The organism is Spirosoma arcticum, assembly GCF_054779955.1.
Window position 1 is genome coordinate 274,872 of the sequence record NZ_BAAGXG010000002.1, and the last position, 20,615, is coordinate 295,486.

The window sequence follows — 20,615 nt, forward strand, 5'->3', positions numbered from 1 at the left end:
CTGATTCGTTGCTGAGTGCCTATCTTGCGTTCATGAAACACGCCCTTGTATGTTTGTTTGTCAACCTGCTGCTGGCTCAGTTCCCCACGTTCGCCCAGTGGCAGCCGCAGGTAGTTGGTACCGATGCCAGTTTTCGGGCGGTCAGTGTTGCCGGGCCGGATGTCGTTTGGATTGGGGGGACAAAGGGGACGTTTCTCCGTAGCGTTGATGGCGGTCAAACATGGCAAACTGGCACCGTACCCGACGCGCTGACCTGCGACTTCCGCGATGTTCAGGCTATCGACTCCCAAACGGCTTACCTGATGAGTGCCGGACCCGCCGAAAAAGGTCAGGCCCGGCTCTATAAAACGACCAACGGCGGCCAAACCTGGTCGCTGCTTTACCAAACGCAACAGGTAGGGGTATTCTTCGACGGAATGGATTTCTGGGATAAGAACAATGGCCTGGTGTTCAGCGACCCGATTGATAACAAGTGGTATATTCTGACGACGGCCAACGGCGGAAAAACGTGGCAACGCGTACCCGAAGCCGCGCTGCCACTCATGCAGCCTAACGAAGCGGCCTTTGCGGCCAGTGGCACCAGTTTGGTAGTGCAGGGTAAGCGAAACGTCTGGATTGCGTCGGGTGGAGCCCTATCTGGGCGGGTGTTTCGCTCTACGGACCGAGGCCGTACATGGGCCGTAAGTACCACGCCCCTGCCCGCCGGAGAAGCTACGGGACTGTTCGGAATGCGGTTTTTTAGTGTCAAAGTGGGTATGGTGGTGGGTGGCAACTACAAGCAGGAGCAACAGCCCGGCCCAAACGCGGCCATCACACGTGATGGCGGCCAAACCTGGCAGACGGTCAATCCCACCAACCCACCCGGCCTGAAAGAAGCCGTTGCCCTGCTCCCCGGCGACCGGTTGCTAACAGTAGGGCCATCAGGCACGAGTCTCTCCGCCGATCAGGGACAAACGTGGCAGGCGCTCGACACCGACGGCTATCATTCGGTTGCCTGTGCCAAAGCCACTTGTTATGCCGTGGGAGCGAAGGGAAAAGTTAGCAAACAGGTTTTTCGCTAATCCTGCGCGGGCAATCTGCTGACTTTAAAGTAAGCCTACAATCCTCAACCGCTTTTCGTCGTTATTCTGCCGTGTTGAACGATTAACCCACCCGGTTATACCAGTGAAAACGGCCCTATCTTTCTCTCTCTTCCTGCTTAGTGCGGCTCTCAGCAGCCCGTTGCCGGCGCAACCAGTCAGAACGCCAATGGCCGGAGCGCCAACCGTCGGAACGCCGACCGGAGCATTTATTTGTAGTTATACCGGCGGGGGCATGAGTCCTGAGGTGGTTTGCTCCCCCAAAACGCCATCCAATGGTTACGCTGAAAAGGTTGTAGATCGCATCCTACGCCCCATTGGACTGATGCGCAATTTTAAAGTGATTGAGTGTTCCAATACCGACAACTGTTTTGCCACGGTGCTGAAGGGACAGCGGTTTCTTGTGTATGACGGAGCTTTCATGTCGAAAATTGTGCAGGAAACCGAGACTGACTGGTCAGCGATCAGCATCATGGCGCACGAAATTGGTCACCATTTGCAGGGACATACCATTGACGGTCGCGGTGGGCAGCCCATCAAAGAGATCGAGGCCGACAAGTTTTCTGGATTTGTGCTGCACCAGTTGGGCGCGTCGCTTAATGAGTCGGTGGTAGCCGTCCGGGCGCTGGGCGACGAACACGCTACGGCCACGCACCCCGCCAAACCCGCCCGCGTCGATGCCATCCGCAAGGGTTGGTTAGAGGCCGAAGCTATGTATCCAAAGTCCCGCACGACGACCAAACCGGCGGTTGCCGTTGCGCCTAAACCTATCTCAACCGCGTCCAACACTACCGTAGCAACCCGACCCGTCGTTCTGCCGAAGGCTCCGATTCGGGCCACGGTGGGTTGCCTGTCGGGCGACTGCGAAGACGGGAAAGGGGTATTTGTTTATCCAACCCGCGAGCGCTACGTCGGCGAGTTTGAAGAGGGCGACAAGCACGGCGAGGGAGTAGAATATTACGCCGATGGCACATTGAAATATAAGGGCAACTTCCGCGATAACCTCCGCGCCGACTATGGGGTATATTTCTACCGCAACGGCGATAAATACGCGGGCTGGTTTCAAAACAACGTACCCAACGGTAAAGGTACCTACACGTTCGCCGATGGGGAACGCATTGCGGGTATGTTCAAAAACGGCCAGCCTGTGAGGTAGACAATGTAAAATGAACGATGGTTAATGTATAATGTGAGCTACTCGGGGACCCATTAGCTCACATTATACATTAACCATCGTTCATTTTACATTAAAATTCCATTACCGTCTTCTCAATTATATCGCACGCTTCGTGCATCTGGTCTTCATTAATGACGAGTGGGGGCGCAAAGCGGATTTTGTCGCCGTGGGTGGGCTTGGTGAGCAGGCCATTATCTTTCAGTTTCAGGCAGATTTCCCAGGCCGTTTCGTGGCCAAGATCGGGACGCTCGGTGATTACGATAGCATTGAGTAGCCCTTTGCCCCGCACAGACTTTACCAACTCCGTTTTCTGACTCAGGGCTGTCATGCGGGTGCGGAAAATTTCGCCCATTGTAGTTGCGTTCTCGGCTAATTTCTCGTCCTCCACCACTTGTAGGGCTTCCATAGTGACCACACAGGCCAGTGGGTTACCGCCGTAGGTGCTGCCATGTTCACCGGGCTTAATCGTCAACATCACTTCGTCTGACGTTAGCACGGCCGACACCGGCATGGTCCCGCCTGACAGCGCTTTGCCCAGCACCAGCAGGTCCGGCTTTACGCCTTCGTGGTCGCAGGCAACACGCTTGCCCGTCCGGGCGATACCCGTTTGCACTTCATCGGCAATAAACAGCACATTGTATTTGGTGCATAAGTCGCGAACACCGGTTAAATATCCCTCGTGCGGCACCACCACCCCCGCTTCGCCCTGAATTGGCTCAACCATGAAACCGGCAATGGTTGGGTCGCGCTTAAACGTGTCCTCCAAGGCGTTCAAATCGTTGTAGGGGATAATTACGTAACCTGGCAGCAACGGCCCGAAGTCGTTGGTACTGCTTGGGTCGGTGGATGAGGAGATAGCCGCGAGCGTACGTCCCCAAAAATTACCAGCTGCGAACACGACTTTCGCCTGATTTTGCGGAATCCCCTTGACTAAGTACGCCCATTTGCGGGTGAGTTTAAGGGCAGTTTCGCCACCTTCAGCCCCGGAATTCATAATGAGCGCTTTATCGTAGCCGAAAAACTCGCAGAGGTATTTTTCGCAATGGCCGGTTTTATCGTTGTAAAAAGCCCGTGAGGTAAGCGTCAGGCGCTGAGCCTGCTGAATCATGGCGTTGATAATACGCGGGTGACAGTGCCCTTGGCTCACAGCGCTGTAGGCCGACAGAAAGTCGAAATAACGTTTGTCTTCCACATCCCAAACGTAGACGCCCTCGCCCCGCGTCAGCACAGCCGGGATGGGGTGGTAATTGTGAGCACCGTAGTTCCATTCCAACTGCATGGCCTGGTCGGTGGCGGTGAGTGGCAGTATCGTTTCCATGGTATGTAGCGAATTTAGTAACTGAGGCTGCGTTGATGAAGAAAGATGCGGACTTTGCAACCAACGGGAAAGCTGGTCCGTTTCTCTCAAAAATAAGGCTTCTCCGGCAGACGCCCAAACGACTAATGCAACCCCACCCGAAGAAAAAGAAACTACCTGGCTTAGCCGACGACGACTATTATTACACACCGGAAGGATTCATCGTTTTTACGGCTTCCTACCACAGCAAACGCGGCTATTGCTGCAAAAACGGGTGTCGGCACTGCCCCTACGGATTCAAGAAAAGCTGATGATGAGTTGCACAGTACGAGAGAATTAGCTACTTTTGCGCCCTCATACGGAAAATAGTACGGTAATGGCCAGAGTTTGTCAGATCACAGGAAAACGCACGCGGACGGGTAATAATGTTTCCCACGCTAACAATAAGACGAAACGTAAATTCTTCCCGAACCTGCAAAAGAAGCGGTTCTTTGTTGAATCGACGGGCGAATGGATCACGCTGAAGGTGGCTACGTCGGCCATTAAAACCATCAATAAGAACGGTTTGGAAGCCACGCTTCGCAAGGCCCACCAGCGCGGCACGTTGTCGCTGTAACCGTTTACACCACATATCGTGTAGTGAGCCTCTTCCGATTGGGGGAGGCTTTTTGTGTTTGTTTACAGTCGGCGAGTTGATGAGTCGGTCAGTCAGCCACTCACTGACTGACCGACTCATCAACTCGCCGACTCATCGACTCATTAACTGTGAAACTAAATTTTGAAGACCTCATCGTTTTTGAAAGCGATGACTACATACTCATCAACAAACCGCCCCGTGTTGCCTCACTTGACGAGCGCACCACCGACCGAAGCGGCCAAAGTATTTTGCGTTTGGCCAAAGCGTATCATGCTGATGCGCAGCTTGGGCACCGCTTAGATAAAGAAACGTCGGGCATTCTGGCCATCGCCAAGAACCCGGAAGCCTACCGGCATTTAGCCATGCAGTTTGAACATCGTGAAGTCACGAAACGCTACCACGCGATTACGAACGGAGTGCATGATTTTGAAGGCATTTCGGTTTACTTACCCATTTCGCCCGTTAAAGACGGTACGGCGGTGCGGATCGACCGGGAAAATGGTAAAGTAGCCGAAACAATTTTCAACACCTTGCAGGCCTACCGGAATACAACGTTAGTAGAGTGTATGCCCATTACGGGGCGAATGCATCAGATTCGGGTGCATTTAATGTGCCTGAAAGCGCCCATTGTTAATGATGCTACCTACGGCGGGAAACCTGTTTTTCTGTCGGATGTGAAACGCAAGTTTAATCTGAAACAGGGAACCGAAGAACTACCACTGATTAACCGCGTTGCCCTTCACGCCCACTCGCTGACGTTTAAGCAATTGGACGGCACTGAGCAAACGTTCGTGGCACCTTACCCCAAGGATTTTGGCACATTGGTGAAGCAGTTGGAGAAATTCATTTAATCAGTTTCGCTCAGTTGGTGGGTCAGTGAGTTGGTCAGTTAATCAGTGACTTACTAACTTGCCGACTGATCGACTTATTAACCGACCAACTAATCGTCTATGTTCGTTCATACCGTTTTCTTCTGGCTTGCCCATCCCGAAAGTCAATCCGACCGCGATGCCCTACGCGCCGGTCTCGAATCACTGAAAGGCGTAAACCACATCGCCACGGCTTACATTGGTAAACCGGCTGACACCCGACGCTCGGTTATCGATCACACTTACGACTTCTCGATTACACTCGTTTTCGCTGACCGGGCCGCGCACGATGCGTACCAGGTTCACCCAGTTCACTTAGAGTTTGTGGCCGAATGCGCCCATTTATGGAACCGGGTGCAGGTGTATGATGCAGTGAGTTAGTGAAGATTAGTCGTAAGTCGTAGAATAAGTCGTAAGTAGCTGACGCGCGAATAATGAATGCGTCAGCTACTTACGACTGGTTTTACACCATCACCTCAATACCCATTTCCATGTTGCCTTTTATGGCTTTAGAGTAGGGGCAGACGGCGTGGGCCGTTTCGGCTAATTGCTGAAGTTGATCGTGATCCATGCCAGGCGCTTTAACGACTATTTTGCCCGACAAAAACATGTTGTTGCCGTCCTTGTTCAGCGAGATGCTCACTTCCACGGCATGTGTTGGCAGGATAACTTTACGGCGTTCGGCCACCGCCATCAGCGCCCCGTTGTAGCAGGCACTATAAGCCGCTGCAAACAGCATTTCGGGGTTAGTGGCCCCGCCTGTACCGTGCATCTCGACCGGTCGTTTTACGTCTAATTCCAAGACACCATCAAGTGATTTAACGTCACCCTCGCGCCCACCGACATTGCTGACGGTGGCAGTATACAGCGTTTCCATGTGTTATTGGTTTGTTTTTTGTGGGATATTCCGATGGGAACTGCGTGGCTGTTTCATAGAGCCGTTTGCCGCAAATCCCCACCGTATAAACCCCATAACGCTCACTTGTTCACAGATTTCTGATTCAAGATTTTGAACTACCTTTGTTTGATAAGCTCAATCACCCCAAAGCCGCAATAGATCGAGTTGAGCCGCGTTTTCATACATACGCACTCCAATATGCTGACCAGCATGATTATACATTACAGATTGCATTGGACCCGGCTGCTACTTGGGTGGGTCGGTGGTCTTGGATTCGTGCTATGGCTTGGCATGACACCCGCAGTAGCGCAACGCAAACGCGACAAAACAAATAGTCCTGCTACTAAACCCAGTTCGGTCTCAACAACGACGGTCCGGATGGAAGAGGAAACGATGTTTGCTGAGGGAATGCGTTACCTGATCACCGACGAGCCGACGAAAGCAATTACCCAGTTTGGTAAGGTGCTGCAGAAGAATCCGGCCAATGCGGCTGCGCAGTATGCCACCGCCACTGCGCTCTCGAAAACCGGCAAAACTGCCGAAGCGGTTCCTTATGCGGCCAAAGCACATTCGCTGGATGCTGACAACAAGTTCTACGCGCTGTTGCTGGCTGAACTGTTCGTGAAACAAAAGCGCTACGGCGAAGCGGAAGAACTGTATGAAGCGCTGCTCAAAAAGAGTACTGAGAATGCGGAATACGGCGTTGAGTTAGCCGCTATCTACCTGTTTGACGAAAAGCCCGACCGAGCGCTGGATACGTACAACAAGGTTGAACGCGAATTAGGCCTGAACGAAGAGATTATTCGTCAGAAGCAGCGGATTTACCTCAAGCAGAATAAAATCGATAAGGCTATTGAGGAAGCTGAAAAGTTAGTGCAGTCAGAACCCGGCAACCCGGACTATCTGCTCGAAGGGGCCGAACTACTCATTGCCAACGACCGCCCCGACCCGGCCATCGCCTGGATTGACCGGGCGCTGAAACTAACGACCGATCTGCCGCAGGCCCACGTTCTGCTGGCCGATATCTACCGTAAGAAGGGCGACATGGCCCGCGTCACGAAGGAGTTGAATCAGGTATTTGCCAGTCCCAACCTTGAAGCAGGGCTGAAAGCGCGGATTCTGTCGAATTACGCGGGCATAACGGGCGAGAACCCGGCGGCTCAGCAGGATGCGTTGACGATGGCGCAGAACTTGGCCAAAACAGCCCCCAACGACCCCAAAACACAGGTGATGATGGCTGACCTGCTCATGCAGCAGGGAAAAAAAGTAGAGGCCCGCGACGCCTACGCCAAAGCCGCCCGTTTAGATGGTTCGATCTACGAAGTATGGGAGGCACTGTTGCAATTGGATCACGAACTAAACCAGGTAGACAGCTTACTGAGCCACTCTCAGCAGGCACTTGACGTGTTCCCGACGCAGGGACTGTTCTGGTACTCTAATGGATCCGCAAACCTCAACAAACGCAATTATCAGCAAGCAGTCGACGCTCTTGAAGAAAGCCAGAAGTTATTGGTGGCCACAACCAATGATGAACTGAAAAATGGAATTGGTGCTCAGTTGGGCGATGCGTATAATGGCTTAGGTGAACATGCCAAATCGGATGAGGCCTATGAAGCGGTGTTAAAAGTGGACCCGCTGAACGATCACGTGCTTAACAATTACAGTTATTTTCTGTCGCTGCGGAAGCAAAACCTGTCACGGGCGGTGCAGTTGGCGCAAAAATTAGCGGAGCGCAATCCCACCAATGCTACCTATTTGGATACCTACGCCTGGGTGCTTTACGTCACAAAGGATTACCCCAAAGCAAAACAGTATATAGAGAAGGCCTTAGCTAACCCGGCCAGTGTTAGCGGGACAATTATTGAACACTACGGTGACGTTCTCTATCAGCTTGGACAGATTCCCAAAGCGGTTGAACAGTGGAAGCTGGCAAAAACCAAAGGTGGCGCTGGTCCCAACTTAGACAAGAAAATCGCTACCGGAAAACTGTATGAATAAATTTCTGCTCTATGCGTTGCTGCTGAGCGTATTACTCTATTCGGACGGTTGCCGACGTCGGCGGTTGTCGCAAACGCAGACTACAGGCGCTGTACCGGCAGAAAAAGGGCCAGTTGCGTCAGCACCCCGCCCCACCAGAACGGATTCTACCGGTATTACCCCACCTGAAACAACCCCTACTGACTCTAGCCTGAACCGTCCGGCCCGGCCCGGCATTGAAGAAGCCCGTACCAACGTTGCCGAAATTGATTTTCGGTATCTGACTGCCAAATCGAAAATCTCGTTTAAAAGCCCGGAACAGGATATAGATAACGCTAACATTAATATTCGGGTCCGTAAGGACAGTCTGATCTGGCTGTCGGTCAATAAGTTGGGTATTGAAGCCGTTCGGGGGCTAATCACGCGTGACTCAATCACAATTATCGACAAAATTCACCGCGAATACGCCGTTTACGACTTTCCGACACTGAGCCGTCAGTTCAATTTCGAGATGAATTTCGCTCTCTTGCAGGCGCTTATCGTTGGCAATCTTCCCTTGCCCAAACGCCCGGCGCAAAAAATCAAGAACGAACGCGACTACCTGTTACTGCGCCAAAGCGAAGGAAAGGTTCTAGTCGAAAACTACATTGGTGAGCAGGACCGGAAGCTCAAAAAATTGATGGTAACCGAGCAGCCGACAAAAAATACGTTGCGGCTGGATTACGAAGATTTTACCTCGCTCAACAACTTTCTGTTTCCGTATACCAGCCTGGTAACGTTAGATTACAAATCCAAGACAGATGGCCAGTTTTACCAGACGCTGCTCCGCATAAAGCACAATAAAGTTGAACTGGTCGACAAGAATCCGGGGTTTCCATTTACTATTCCGGTCAACTACTCCCGTCGACCTTAAGTAATTCGTGGTTTTAGTATCTATGCACACCCGTAATCCGCTTTTTAATTGCCTTAGTCAATGGGTAGTACTACTGCTCGTCGGTAGCGCATGGCTGTTGACACCAGCGTGGGCGCAGCAAACACAACGCAGCCGACAGATGCTGGAGAAAGAGAAGAAGCAGAACTTAGAAAAGATGAATCAGATTCGGACGGTTTTGAAGCGAACCGCTTCCGAAAAACAGGTGGGGTTGGGTCAGTTGAAAGCCTTAAACCAGGAGATTCAGGCGCAATCGCAGCAAATTGGGTTGCTCAACAAAGACCTACAACTGACCGAAGCTGAAATTGCCGAACTTCGTCAGACCAGTACTGCACTCACGCGCGACTTAGACAAACTCCGGGCCGAATACGGCTCAATGATCTACGCAGCCGACAAGCGCCGTCAGCAAGTCAATCCATTGGGTTTTCTATTTGCCGCCGACAACTTCAACCAATTGGTGGCCCGGTATCGGTATCTGCGGCAATACTCCGACGCTCGTCAGACTCAGGTGCGCCAGATGAACAGCGTCCAGACGATGCTGCAAAACAAGCAGCAGATTACTCAGCGTAAGCGCCAGCAACAGCGTGGTACGCTGGTTGTGAAAGTAAAGGAAACTCAGAAGCTGGAGACGCTTAAAGGCGAGAAAAACCAGGTAGTGAAAGAGTTAAGTCAAAAAGAAACAGAACTCCGTGCCGAACTAACCGAAAGTCGGCGGGCTGTCGACCGGCTCGAATCCATGATTACCCGCATTGTTGCCCGCGAGGCAAGGGAGCGGGCTGCGCGTGAAGCCCGCGAACGCGCTGAACGGCGGGAACGGGAGCGGGTGGTTCGCTTAGAAGTGGCCCGCCGGGCGTCGGAACGGAAACGGGCGGAAGAAGCCGTGGCGGCTGCTAAAGAAGCGGGTGAGAAACCCGCACCCGCCGATGTAGCAAAAGCGGAGCGCCCCATTGAGCCGGTTGATGAACCCGCCCCCCGCAAAGCCGACGAACGCCGAAATAACAATTTGAACGATGAGGAAACGGCCCTCGCGTCGTCGTTTACCGCATCACGGGCCAGGCTGCCCTGGCCTGTGACAAAAGGATTCATCTCGGACCGGTTTGGCCGCAAGCCGCACCCCGTTCTTAAAGGAATCTACGTCGAAAATCAGGGAGTCGATATTCAAACTACGGCGGGCGAAGGTGTCCGGACAGTCTACGACGGCATTGTGCAGGATGTGACCAGTATGCCGGGTATGAACAACGTGGTGGCCATTCAGCACGGCGATTACTTCACGATCTATGCTAAACTGCGCAGTGTATCGGTTCGGGCGGGGCAACGCGTAAAAGCCCGCGAATCAATCGGTACCGTAGCGACCGATAAAAACGGCGTATCGGAAGTCCAGTTCCAGATTTGGAAAGAGTTCACAAAACTCAATCCGGAATCGTGGCTCGTTCCAAGATGACTTACACCGTTGGCCAGTCAGTAAGTCAGTAAGTTTGGCGTAATTTTGTCAGTCTTCGTTGACTGATCGACTAAACAACCCCATGACTGCCTTCCATGTCCATCCATAACCCAGATATCAAGCGCGTTACGACGCATACTATTCAGGAGCTTAAGAATAAAGGCGAAAAGATCTCGGCTCTGACAGCCTATGACTTCTCCATGGCTCGGGCAGTCGACACGGCCGGGGTTGAGTTAATTTTGGTGGGCGACTCAGCCTCGAATGTGATGGCGGGTCACGAAACCACACTGCCCATCACGCTCGACCAGATGATTTATCACGCCGGTTCGGTGGTGCGGGGGGTCAAACGGGCGCTGGTCGTAGTCGATCTGCCGTTTGGTTCATACCAAGGTAATTCGACTGAAGCGTTGCGGTCGGCGATTCGGATCATGAAGGAGTCTGGCGCACACGCCGTTAAAATGGAAGGCGGCCTTGAAATCAAAGAGTCCATCGTCCGAATCTTAAGCGCGGGTGTACCGGTCATGGGCCACCTCGGCCTGACGCCCCAGTCGATCTATAAATTTGGTACATATGCGGTGCGGGCAAAGGAAGACGCCGAAGCCCAAAAGCTGATGGACGACGCTCACATGCTCGAGGACATTGGCTGTTTTGGAATAGTACTCGAAAAAATTCCGGCCGTGTTAACGAAGAAAGTCTCTCAAAGTCTCACAATTCCAACTATCGGTATTGGCGCTGGCCCGGACGCCGACGGGCAGATTCTGGTAGTGCATGATCTGCTGGGGATTACCAATGAATTCAAGCCCCGTTTCTTGCGTCGCTACGCCGATCTGCACACGACTATGACGGAAGCCATTGCGCATTACGTCGACGATGTGAAGGCCAACGACTTCCCGAACGAGAAAGAAGCGTATTGAGTTGATTACTAAAGAATGAATAACGCAGAATGTAGAATGAATAATGATCGTCCACAGATGCATTATTCATTCTTTATCCTATAGAATTGATTATGAAAAAAGATCCCTTTCAAGTTGTATACGAAGATAATCATCTGCTGATTGTCAATAAAGTACCTGGAATTCTGGTGCAGGGCGACCGCACGGGCGATGTAACGCTGCTCGATGTATTGAAGGATTATATTAAAGAAAAATACGGTAAACCGGGGGAAGTATTCCTGGGTCTGGTTCACCGGCTCGACCGGCCGGTGAGCGGTTTAGTGGTGTTTGCCCGGACGTCAAAAGCGCTGGAGCGGATGAATGAGATTTTTCGGAAGCGGCAGGTACAAAAAACGTATTGGGCGATTGTCCGGCGCAAACCGCCCGTAGATGCTGATAAACTAATAAACTGGCTGGTGAAGGACGAACAGAAGAACCAGGTAACGGTGTACGATTATGAAGCTCCCAATTCGCAGAAGGCCGAATTGTCCTACCGTATGCTGGGCAAAATAAATGAACATTATCTACTTGAGGTAAACCCTATCACGGGGAGGCCGCACCAGATTCGGGCTCAACTGGCGCATATCGGGTGCCCAATTCGGGGTGACGTTAAGTATGGATACGACCGAGCGGTTCCTGACAAGAAAATATACTTACATGCCCGGCGGCTTTACTTCATGCATCCGGTTAAACAAGCCGGAGCGCCCGACCGACCTATCGTTTGCAAAGCTGCCTTGCCAACCGATCCCTTCTGGGAGGAGTTCCTGGCGTTGGATGATGAAAATTATAAAGACAAGAACATCGACTTTATATTTGGGTAGTCTATCATGGTACAAACATGCTACAAAGGCAAAAGCCGGATACACATTTAACTATGTATCCGGCTTTTGCCTTTGTAATATGGTATTCAATCTATTGTAGGGCGTGCTTCACGCTGCGGAGCGATATCCGTAAGTATCTGCTCTAAAACGCGCTCCGCCATTTGGGCTGCACCACGTAACGCGCCATAGATTAAACAAAGGGGTAAAATGACCGGTAAGAAAAAGATCCATTGGAAGATCATGTATAAACGAACATTTTTCATTAGCTCAAAGGTTTTTATGGTTAAGCATACGGTAACTTATTCGTAACAGGCAAATTGGGCTTAGTTAATTGTCTGTGCTCCTTTCATATTCAAAATTAACCTTGACTTAATCCAAAACCAAGAGAAGGGTAGAAAATTTACTGTCTATTCCCAACTTGTTGTTTCACATAACCCCTTGTTAAAGTCTACGCTTCATCCGACGCTTTCCATCAATTTTAGTGCCAAAAGTGGTCTTTAAAGCTGTTATTTTACCAAGACGTTAAGAACTGGTAAGATCATCTTACTTTTGTTCATCAATCAATTTTAACACCGTTCGAGTGTTTCGTCTGAAACAATATCGGTTTGGGATTGCCCGACTTCTTCTTGGCCTGTACGTTGCTGTATTGGTCAACGGGGTTGTGTTTCGCCATTCTCACCGGTTGGCTGACGGAACTATTATTTGTCACGCTCACCCGTACAAATCATCGCCGGGCACCCAGTTTCCTAATCATGCCCACAGCAGCGACGAATTAATCTGGCTTGATGCATTCGCTAATGCGCTGTATGCCAATTCGGACCCTGTCACTTGGCATGTGTTAATTGCGGTCATTCTGTTGCCCAGGGTGAACGGTGAAGCACCCGTACCCGCTTCATTTGGGGCTACGCACGTTGCGTTCAGACATCGGGGGCCACCGGTGCATTTGGGTTGATTCCTGCATTTTCCGTGTGTATAACATCCTAACTACTCTCTACCAGAAATCTGGGAAGGAAAGGTCTGGGCGTGCGTACGGCTGGTTCATTCTCCAACTGCTCTCCAATGTTTCATGCGTCGACTACTCCTTTTTTTTACGTTGCTACCGGGCCTGGCGACGGCTCAGGCCATTTTTAGTGGTCTCATCACTGACAAAGCCTCCCGTGAACCGCTCAATGGCGTGACGGTTTATTTCCCCGCTTTGCAAAAAGGGGGTGCCTCCGATACGCTCGGCCGGTTTCGGATAACCGATGTACCCGCCGGTTCTCATAAAGTGCAAATCCGTTACTTAGGCTACAAGTCGCAGGTGCGTACCGTTCGGCTGCTCGACGGCGAGACGATCACCGATTTTGTGCTTGAACCCGAAGCCGGACTACTTCAGGAGGTCGTCGTAACGGGTCTCACCACTGGCTTAACCGTAAAGGACAGCCCTGTCCCGATTTTGACGTATAATAAAATCCAATGGCTGCAAACCAGTTCGACAAATTTGGTCGATGCGGTTGGGAAACTGCCGGGCATGTCGCAGATTACAACGGGCGTGGGCCTGTCTAAACCAGTCATTCGCGGGCTGGGTTTCAACCGGGTCATTACGGTGCATGATGGCGTTCGGCAGGAAGACAATCAATGGGGTGAGGAACACGCCCTGCAAATCGATGAATACTCTATTGAGCGCTACGAAATTATTAAAGGGTCCGGTAGTCTTCTCTACGGCTCCGACGGCCTGGGGGGGGTGATGAGCCTGATTTCAACCCGCCCGCCCGAAGCGGGTGTTATGCGCGGTCAACTGTTGACCAACTACCAAAGCAACAATGGCCTGATCGGATTGTCGGGGGTGGTGGAGGGCACAACGCAGAAAGGTTTGTTTGGACGAGTGCGCATAAGTTCCAAGAACGCTGGTAACTACCAAAATCGCTATGACGGGCGAGTTTATGGCTCGGCCTACCGCGAATTTGACGTGAACAGCACAATTGGAGTCAACCGAAAGTGGGGCTATTCGCAACTATACCTATCCAACTGGCACCAGGATATTAACGTCGTAACGGGCGAACGGGACCGTACGGGGCGCTTCCAGGAGCTTGTTCGGGTGTCGGCTGACTCAGAAGCGCTGCGTCCCGTTTCGGATGCCATCTTGCGCAGCCGGGCCATTATACCGGCTAATTACCAGAGCCTGAACAATTTCAAAACGTCATGGAATACATTTGCTAAAATAGGCAGGGGTAACATCTCCGCCATTGTCAGCTATACTCAGAACCGGCGTCAGGAATTTGCCAGTACGCTGTCGCCCGGTCAGCCCGACCTTTTCTTTTATCTGCAAAACGTCTTCTACGATCTGAAGTATTACCTCGGTGGGCGCAACGGCTGGGATTTCACGATTGGCGGCAACGGGCTGCGTCAGTATAATCAGAACCGGGGATTGCAGGTACTCTATCCGGGCTACCGCTCGTGGGATAACGGGCTGTTTCTGTTCGCCCAAAAGAAAACTGACCGACTTACGGTCAACGGGGGTTTACGAATGGACGTTCGGAAGATGAGTATCAATCGACTTTACGCCAGTAGGGAAGGCGTTTTCAGCGAAAATCCGACTCAGGGAAGCCAGGTGCGTTTTGCGGGCTTAGATAAAACCTACTCAAACCCAACAGCCAGTTTTGGTGCGACCTATGCGCTGTCGGGCCGCTGGACGGTAAAAGTTAATTTAGGGCGTGGATTCCGCGCCCCGTCGACGCCCGAACTGTCGGCTAACGGCGAACATGCCGGTACGTTCCGATACGAAATTGGCAGCCCAAATCTACGCTCAGAAACCTCGTTTCAGAGTGATCTGGGGGTTAATTACGAATCGCCCAGTGTAAACATAACCGCCAGCCTGTTTCAGAATCGGATCAATAATTTTACCTATTCGGAAAAGGTACTTGACCGCTTCGGCCGCGACTCCATCGTGGACCCGGACCGGCCAATCCTGACGTATCGGTATAACCAGGGCAACGCCGTCCTGTTTGGAGGGGAAGCGCAGCTTAGTATTAATCCGCGTTCGGCGCGGTGGTTTCACCTCACCACATCCTATTCGCTGGTACGGTCGCGCAACCTGTCAGCTACTATTGACTCGGCACGGTATCTGCCGTTTCTGCCACCGCCCCGCGTGATTGGTCAACTGAAGTTCACGAAAGCCGAAGCAGGCAATCGCTGGCGAAATCTGTACACGTTGCTTGAAATCGAACACAACGCCCGGCAAAATCAGGCACTCTTAGCTTACGGCACCGAAACGCAGACACCTGCCTACACACTTATTAATCTGGGTGCGGGTAGTGACGTGCTTGGCAGCAAGGGCCGGACTTTATTTTCGCTGTATGTTACCGTGCAGAACCTGTTTGACGTAGCCTACCAGAGCCATCAGAACCGGTTAAAATACTTTGGCGTAAACGAGTTTACGGGCCGGGCCGGGGTCTTCAACATGGGCCGGAACGTGAGCGTGAAGGCCGTTGTACCGTTTGGAAAGAGTGGTAAGTAAAGAACGGGGCCGCCCGTGCGGTCGTAAGTAGCTGGCGCATGTGTTGCTTCCGCGCCAACTATTTATGACCGCACGGGCGGCTTACCACTCTTTTCACTTCAACGTCGCCACTGCGTCTTTGATGCGTTGCACGGCTTCGGTCAGGGCCTCGTCCGAAGCGGCCGTGCTAATGCGCAGACAGTTAGGTGCACCAAAACCCGATCCGGCTACCGTTGAAACGTAGGCCGTGTTGAGGAGCCAGCCCGCAAAATCGTCGGAGTTCCCTATCGTCGTTGTGCCATCTGATTTGCCATAGTAATAGCTGATGTCGGGAAACGCATAGAAAGCACCTTCGGGAATGTTGGTGCGGAAGCCCGGAACCTCGTGCAACAGGCCTACAACCAAGTCGCGCCGACGGTGGTACGCTTTGGCCATGTCCAAACTTGGCTCCATTGGGCCGTTCAGAGCTGCTACGGTAGCTTTTTGGGCGATGGAGTTGGTGCCAGACGTTACCTGCCCCTGCAATTTCTCAACGCCTTCGGCAATCCACTTAGCCGCACCAATGTAGCCAATGCGCCAGCCGGTCATGGCATAGCCTTTCGCCACACCGTTGACCGTGATGACCCGATCAGCTACTTCAGGAATTGATCCCATGCTGAAATGGCCTTCGGGCGTGAAATTAATGTATTCGTAGATTTCGTCGGCCAGCACATAAATGTTCTCATGGCGGGCCACGATGTCGGCAATGGCGCGAAGCTCGGCTTCGGAATAGATTGAGCCGGTCGGGTTGTTGGGCGACGCGTACATCACAATACGGGTACGATCCGTGATGGCGGCCTCGAACTGTTCGGGTGTTACTTTAAAATTATTCTCGAACGAACCATCTACCACAACCGCCTTGCCCTCCGCGAGCTTCACCATTTCGGAATAGCTAACCCAATACGGAGAAAAAATCAGTACCTCGTCGCCGGGGTTAATCAGCACCTGAATCACATTAGCTAACGAATGCTTAGCTCCCGTCGACACAACGATGTTTTCCGGTTTCCAGTCGATGTTGTTGTCGCGCTTGAATTTGTCGGCGATGGCTTTGCGCAGGTCGGGATAACCAGCTACGGGGGAGTAGCCGTGAAAACCATCGTCGATAGCTTTTTTAGCGGCATCGCAGATGTGAGCGGGGGTTTTAAAGTCAGGCTCACCCACACTCAGACTGATTACGTTATGGCCCTGCGCGGCTAATTCGCGGGCTTTTTTGGTCATCGCCAGTGTGGACGATTCTTCCAGCGCATTGATGCGGTCGGCTAACAAACGCACGGTGTCGAGCGTGGCAGGCATAGCAGGGTGGTTTTTATGAAATGACAACAAACTGACCGCTCCGGCGGCCCGGCACAAAGGTAAAACCTTTTGAGTGCAAGGGCGAAGCTATTAGCGAACTTAAAACGGATTCATACCGCGATGACCTTGCCAGCGTCGGTACACTCGGCCAGTAAATTAATTGTCGTCTTCCGTAAAATAGGATGCTCAAAATCGGGTGCGATTTCGGCCAGTGGCACGAGCGTGAACCGGCGCTGATGAAGATGCGGATGCGGAATGATGAGCGTTTCAGTGGTCACAACTAACTGGCTATGATACAGAATGTCGATGTCGATAACCCGTGCGCCCCACTTTTCCTGCCGAACGCGACCGAGTTCCTGCTCAATTTCCTGCGTTTGGACGAGCACAGCCTCCGGTGCCAGCATCGTTTCAACGGCCAGCACCTGATTCAAAAACGCTGGTTGGCTGGTGATGCCCCATGGCGCTGTTTCGTACAATCCCGACTGCTTCATTACTTCTCCGACACGCTCAGCAATCAGACTCGTAGCCCGACGCAGCGCTTGAGCGCGGTCGTTGAGGTTCGCGCCGAGCAGAAGATAGAGCATAGATAAAGAGTGAAAGAGCAAATGAGTGAAAGCGTGAAAGCGTGAAAGATGCTGACGACAAAGCACAGCCACTCTTTCACTCATTCGCTCTTTATTAATAGTCTTTGATTGGCTTGATGTCATAATACGCTTTAATGTCGTCCTCAGTTGGCGTTTTGACGGGCCTTACAATGCGGAAGCCGACGAACGAAGCCGACGTTAGCCACCAGTCGGATTTGGGGCTTTGCGGGTCGAGGACTTTCCAGGCCGGGGCCGAGGGCGTCCGGGCGGCTGAACGCAGCACTGCCGGTTCGTCGTCCCACGAGCCGCCCCGCACAGCGTTGGGGTAAAGGGTTGTCGTGGGCGCGTACGGTTCGGTAACTTTTCCGGTAGCTTTCTGCTTGTAATAGTCTTCAATATACTGGTCTTTCGTCCATTCCATTACGTTGCCGTGCATGTCGTACAGCCCGAATGAGTTAGGCTTTTTGGTGCCGACCTTCTTATACCCGCCCCCGCTGTTGCCGGTAAACACCGCGTATTCGCCTAACTTTTTCACATCGTTGCCAAATGAGTAAGCCAGCGTGGCGTTTGGGCCAGTGCCTCGGCAGGCGTATTCCCACTCGGCTTCGGTCGGCAGGCGGTAAAACACGCCCGTTTTGGCGTGGAGCCAGGCGCAGAACTTGATCGCTGCGTACTGGGTCATGTTGATGGCTGGATAGCCCGCCCGCCCCATTCCGAATGACATATCGACATAAGGGGGGCTGGGTCGTGTAGTCGCGTCGGTTTTGGTCAGGTTCGCGTCGGCCTCCGTATACTTCGCTGCCATCTCTTTTTCCATGTTGGTGAAGGCAAACAGGTCATACAAGTCCCACGTTACTTCATATTGGCCCATGTAAAAAGGCTCGACCGTAACGCTGTGCTTTGGTGACTCGTCGGGCATATGGCCTTTTTCATCGGGTAAGCTGCCCATTAGAAACTTGCCGCCCGGAATAGCTACCATCGCGTAAGTCTGATTACTGCCGGGAATCGTCTGGGTATAGGATTTAGCGGGCGTTGTCGTTTGAGCAATTGTGCAGGTTGCCGTTGTGGTCGTGAGGACAACCGCCATCAGGAAACGGTTCAGGTGCATTATTGGTTGATTAAGAGAAGGAGCTTAGTACGCCTTTAAAGGTAAAAGTACGAACGATTTCCTTTGTTGTACCTTTGTAAAAGCACACAAAACCACCACCCACACCTGCAAGGGCCGGGCACCCCCGTCCAGGATCTTACAGGGTTAGTTAGTATGAATTACTTATCAGCCGAAAATTTAACTAAATCCTACGGCGACCGTACGCTGTTTCGCAACCTTACCTTTGGCATTAGCCGGGGCGACAAAATCGCTATTGTTGGCGCTAATGGCTCCGGCAAAACTACGTTGTTATCCATTTTAGCCGGGACTATGCCGCCCGATGCCGGTCTTGTCAGTGTGCGCAAAGACATCAGTATTGGCTACCTCGATCAGCAACCGGAATTCAACGACGCGCTAACCGTAATGGAGGCCGTGCTGGCGGGCGAAAGCGCTCAACTCGATGCCGTGCGGGCTTACGAAATGGCACTGTCCAGCGAAAATCATGCTGGGCTTGAACGCGCCATGGCCGACATGGAAAAGCTCGAAGCCTGGGATTACGAAGCGCAAATCCGGCAGATGCTGGGCGAGCTGGGTATTCAGGACATTGAGCAGCGGGTTAGTTCGCTGTCGGGTGGGCAACGTAAACGGGTGGCTCTGGCGCGGGTGCTGATTCAGGATCCTGATCTGATTATTCTGGATGAGCCGACCAACCACCTCGATCTCGAAGCTATCGAGTATCTGGAAAACTTTCTGACGACCAGCAACGGTACGCTACTGATGGTATCGCACGACCGGTATTTTCTGGACCGGGTCTGCAACCAAATCGCCGAGATGGACAATGGGCAGTTGTATACCTATAAAGGCAACTACGCTTATTTTCTGGAAAAAAAGGAAGAACGTGAAACGGCGGCTGCGTCGGAACTGGCCAAAGACCGCAACACGTTCCGGCGTGAGTTGGAATGGATGCGTCGGCAACCCAAAGCCCGGAGCACCAAGGCGCAGTACCGTATTGACGCATTTGAAGATCTGAAAGAAAAAACGAATGGTAAGAAATCTGACGGCGACCTCGACCTGAACCTGCGCATGGCTCGGCTCGGCAGTAAAATATTAGAGGTTGAGAACCTGAGCAAACGGTTCGGTGACAAGGTGCTGCTCGATCATTTCACCTACACGTTCAAGCGCCCTGACCGCGTGGGGTTGATTGGGAAGAACGGCATGGGTAAAACTACACTTATGAACATGCTCACCGGCGAACTGCGTCCCGATTCAGGCAAGATCATAACGGGCGGCACGGTCAAATTTGGTTATTACACCCAAACAGAACTGGATTTACCCGAAAATCAGCGCGTTATTGATGTTGTGCAGGATGTGGCCGAAGTAATGAAACTCGCTAACGGCGATACCATCACGGCTACGCAACTGCTGAGCCGGTTTCTGTTCGACCGGCCGAAGCAATACGACTTTGTTGCCAAATTGAGCGGGGGCGAAAAACGGCGGTTGCAGTTGTTACTGGTGTTAGTGCAGAACCCGAACTTTCTGATCCTTGACGAGCCGACCAACGACCTCGACATTATGACACTGAATGTACTGGAAGACTTTCTGCTCAACTTTGCGGGCTGCGTCCTGATCGTGACCCACGACCGGTACTTTATGGATCGGCTTGTGGAGCATGTTTTTGTACTGGAAGGCGAAGGCAAAGTGCGCGATTTTCCGGGTAATTACACCGACTACCGTGAGTGGCGTGATTCTAAACCTCGCACTGACGGACGCGCTGACAACCGACCCGCTGGTACGATCCTTCAGAACCAAACCCCCACCCCTAAGGTTAACTCAACACCGGCGAACGTAAATGTGAACGGATCTAAGAAAAAATTGTCGTTTAAAGAGATTCGTGAATATGAAACGCTTGAAACCGAAATTGAGATACTGGAGCAACGCAAAACCGAAATTACGGGTCTACTCAACGGCGGAGGGCACCACGAACAGCTAACAGCCTGGGCGCGGGAAATTCAGGAGATTGACCAAACCGTTGCTCAAAAATCTGACCGCTGGCTCGAACTGGCGGAGTATGTGTAGAA

The 20,615-nt window shown here is 52.2% G+C and carries 19 protein-coding genes; 13 read left to right on the forward strand and 6 right to left on the reverse strand.

Annotated features, from left to right (window positions below; translation table 11 throughout):
* The first annotated feature begins 32 nt into the window (after nucleotides 1-32).
* Together ACYVHB_RS05555 and ACYVHB_RS05560 are read left to right on the forward strand one after the other, a co-directional pair.
* Complete coding sequence (locus ACYVHB_RS05555) at nucleotides 33-1,061, forward strand: WD40/YVTN/BNR-like repeat-containing protein (protein WP_461051023.1); 1,029 nt, start codon at nucleotides 33-35, stop codon at nucleotides 1,059-1,061.
* A gap of 103 nt (nucleotides 1,062-1,164) precedes the next feature.
* Nucleotides 1,165-2,235 (forward strand): M48 family metalloprotease, encoded by a 1,071-nt coding sequence (locus ACYVHB_RS05560; RefSeq protein WP_461050409.1) that lies wholly within the window; start codon nucleotides 1,165-1,167, stop codon nucleotides 2,233-2,235.
* 91 nt (nucleotides 2,236-2,326) lie between these two features.
* Here the strand turns inward: ACYVHB_RS05560 and rocD are convergent, their stop codons facing one another.
* Entirely contained in the window at nucleotides 2,327-3,574 is a 1,248-nt protein-coding gene (gene rocD, locus ACYVHB_RS05565; protein ID WP_461050411.1) for an ornithine--oxo-acid transaminase, read from the reverse strand.
* A gap of 35 nt (nucleotides 3,575-3,609) precedes the next feature.
* Here rocD and ACYVHB_RS05570 point away from each other — a divergent pair, with 35 nt between their 5' ends.
* From ACYVHB_RS05570 to ACYVHB_RS05585, 4 genes are all read left to right on the forward strand, one after another.
* Nucleotides 3,610-3,864 carry a DUF5522 domain-containing protein gene (locus tag ACYVHB_RS05570; protein ID WP_461050412.1) on the forward strand — a complete coding sequence of 85 codons (255 nt, stop codon included), beginning with the start codon at nucleotides 3,610-3,612 and terminating at the stop codon, nucleotides 3,862-3,864.
* A gap of 65 nt (nucleotides 3,865-3,929) precedes the next feature.
* On the forward strand, nucleotides 3,930-4,169 hold the full coding sequence (rpmB, locus tag ACYVHB_RS05575) for a 50S ribosomal protein L28 (protein ID WP_461050414.1): 240 nt from the start codon (nucleotides 3,930-3,932) through the stop codon (nucleotides 4,167-4,169).
* Nucleotides 4,170-4,318: 149 nt separating this feature from the next.
* Nucleotides 4,319-5,041, forward strand: coding sequence for an RluA family pseudouridine synthase (locus tag ACYVHB_RS05580; RefSeq protein WP_461050416.1), 723 nt, complete (start codon nucleotides 4,319-4,321; stop codon nucleotides 5,039-5,041).
* 99 nt (nucleotides 5,042-5,140) lie between these two features.
* A complete protein-coding gene (locus ACYVHB_RS05585; protein ID WP_461050418.1) occupies nucleotides 5,141-5,440 on the forward strand; it encodes a Dabb family protein in 300 nt (99 codons plus the stop codon).
* A gap of 82 nt (nucleotides 5,441-5,522) precedes the next feature.
* Here ACYVHB_RS05585 and ACYVHB_RS05590 read toward each other — a convergent pair whose 3' ends face one another.
* A complete protein-coding gene (locus ACYVHB_RS05590) occupies nucleotides 5,523-5,936 on the reverse strand; it encodes an Ohr family peroxiredoxin (protein ID WP_461050419.1) in 414 nt (137 codons plus the stop codon).
* 312 nt (nucleotides 5,937-6,248) lie between these two features.
* Between ACYVHB_RS05590 and ACYVHB_RS05595 the strand changes: the two genes are divergently transcribed.
* The 5 genes from ACYVHB_RS05595 (at nucleotide 6,249) to ACYVHB_RS05615 (ending at nucleotide 12,059) form a co-directional block, all read left to right on the forward strand.
* A complete protein-coding gene (locus ACYVHB_RS05595; RefSeq protein ID WP_461050421.1) occupies nucleotides 6,249-7,955 on the forward strand; it encodes a tetratricopeptide repeat protein in 1,707 nt (568 codons plus the stop codon).
* Complete coding sequence (locus ACYVHB_RS05600; protein WP_461050423.1) at nucleotides 7,948-8,847, forward strand: DUF4292 domain-containing protein; 900 nt, start codon at nucleotides 7,948-7,950, stop codon at nucleotides 8,845-8,847. The genes ACYVHB_RS05595 and ACYVHB_RS05600 overlap by 8 nt, the downstream gene beginning before the upstream one ends.
* Before the next feature lie 22 nt (nucleotides 8,848-8,869).
* Nucleotides 8,870-10,306 (forward strand): murein hydrolase activator EnvC family protein, encoded by a 1,437-nt coding sequence (locus ACYVHB_RS05605; RefSeq protein ID WP_461050424.1) that lies wholly within the window; start codon nucleotides 8,870-8,872, stop codon nucleotides 10,304-10,306.
* Between the two features lie 95 nt (nucleotides 10,307-10,401).
* Complete coding sequence (panB, locus tag ACYVHB_RS05610; RefSeq protein WP_461050425.1) at nucleotides 10,402-11,220, forward strand: 3-methyl-2-oxobutanoate hydroxymethyltransferase; 819 nt, start codon at nucleotides 10,402-10,404, stop codon at nucleotides 11,218-11,220.
* Between the two features lie 92 nt (nucleotides 11,221-11,312).
* Nucleotides 11,313-12,059 (forward strand): RluA family pseudouridine synthase, encoded by a 747-nt coding sequence (locus ACYVHB_RS05615; RefSeq protein ID WP_461050426.1) that lies wholly within the window; start codon nucleotides 11,313-11,315, stop codon nucleotides 12,057-12,059.
* Nucleotides 12,060-12,145: 86 nt separating this feature from the next.
* Here the strand turns inward: ACYVHB_RS05615 and ACYVHB_RS05620 are convergent, their stop codons facing one another.
* A complete protein-coding gene (locus tag ACYVHB_RS05620; protein ID WP_461050428.1) occupies nucleotides 12,146-12,322 on the reverse strand; it encodes a hypothetical protein in 177 nt (58 codons plus the stop codon).
* A gap of 803 nt (nucleotides 12,323-13,125) precedes the next feature.
* On the opposite strand from ACYVHB_RS05620, the gene ACYVHB_RS05625 reads away from it, so the two are divergent.
* Complete coding sequence (locus ACYVHB_RS05625; protein ID WP_461050430.1) at nucleotides 13,126-15,555, forward strand: TonB-dependent receptor; 2,430 nt, start codon at nucleotides 13,126-13,128, stop codon at nucleotides 15,553-15,555.
* 93 nt (nucleotides 15,556-15,648) lie between these two features.
* Here ACYVHB_RS05625 and ACYVHB_RS05630 read toward each other — a convergent pair whose 3' ends face one another.
* The 3 genes from ACYVHB_RS05630 to ACYVHB_RS05640 all read right to left on the reverse strand — a co-directional run bounded on the left by ACYVHB_RS05630 (nucleotide 15,649) and on the right by ACYVHB_RS05640 (nucleotide 18,558).
* Nucleotides 15,649-16,866 carry a pyridoxal phosphate-dependent aminotransferase gene (locus tag ACYVHB_RS05630; protein ID WP_461050432.1) on the reverse strand — a complete coding sequence of 406 codons (1,218 nt, stop codon included), beginning with the start codon at nucleotides 16,864-16,866 and terminating at the stop codon, nucleotides 15,649-15,651.
* A gap of 110 nt (nucleotides 16,867-16,976) precedes the next feature.
* Entirely contained in the window at nucleotides 16,977-17,450 is a 474-nt protein-coding gene (gene folK / locus ACYVHB_RS05635; RefSeq protein WP_461050434.1) for a 2-amino-4-hydroxy-6-hydroxymethyldihydropteridine diphosphokinase, read from the reverse strand.
* Nucleotides 17,451-17,544: 94 nt separating this feature from the next.
* The gene (locus tag ACYVHB_RS05640; RefSeq protein WP_461050436.1) at nucleotides 17,545-18,558 is read right to left on the reverse strand and encodes a formylglycine-generating enzyme family protein; all 1,014 of its coding nucleotides are present in this window, start codon (nucleotides 18,556-18,558) and stop codon (nucleotides 17,545-17,547) included.
* A gap of 153 nt (nucleotides 18,559-18,711) precedes the next feature.
* On the opposite strand from ACYVHB_RS05640, the gene ACYVHB_RS05645 reads away from it, so the two are divergent.
* A complete protein-coding gene (locus ACYVHB_RS05645) occupies nucleotides 18,712-20,613 on the forward strand; it encodes an ABC-F family ATP-binding cassette domain-containing protein (protein ID WP_461050438.1) in 1,902 nt (633 codons plus the stop codon).
* Nucleotides 20,614-20,615 lie beyond the last annotated feature (2 nt).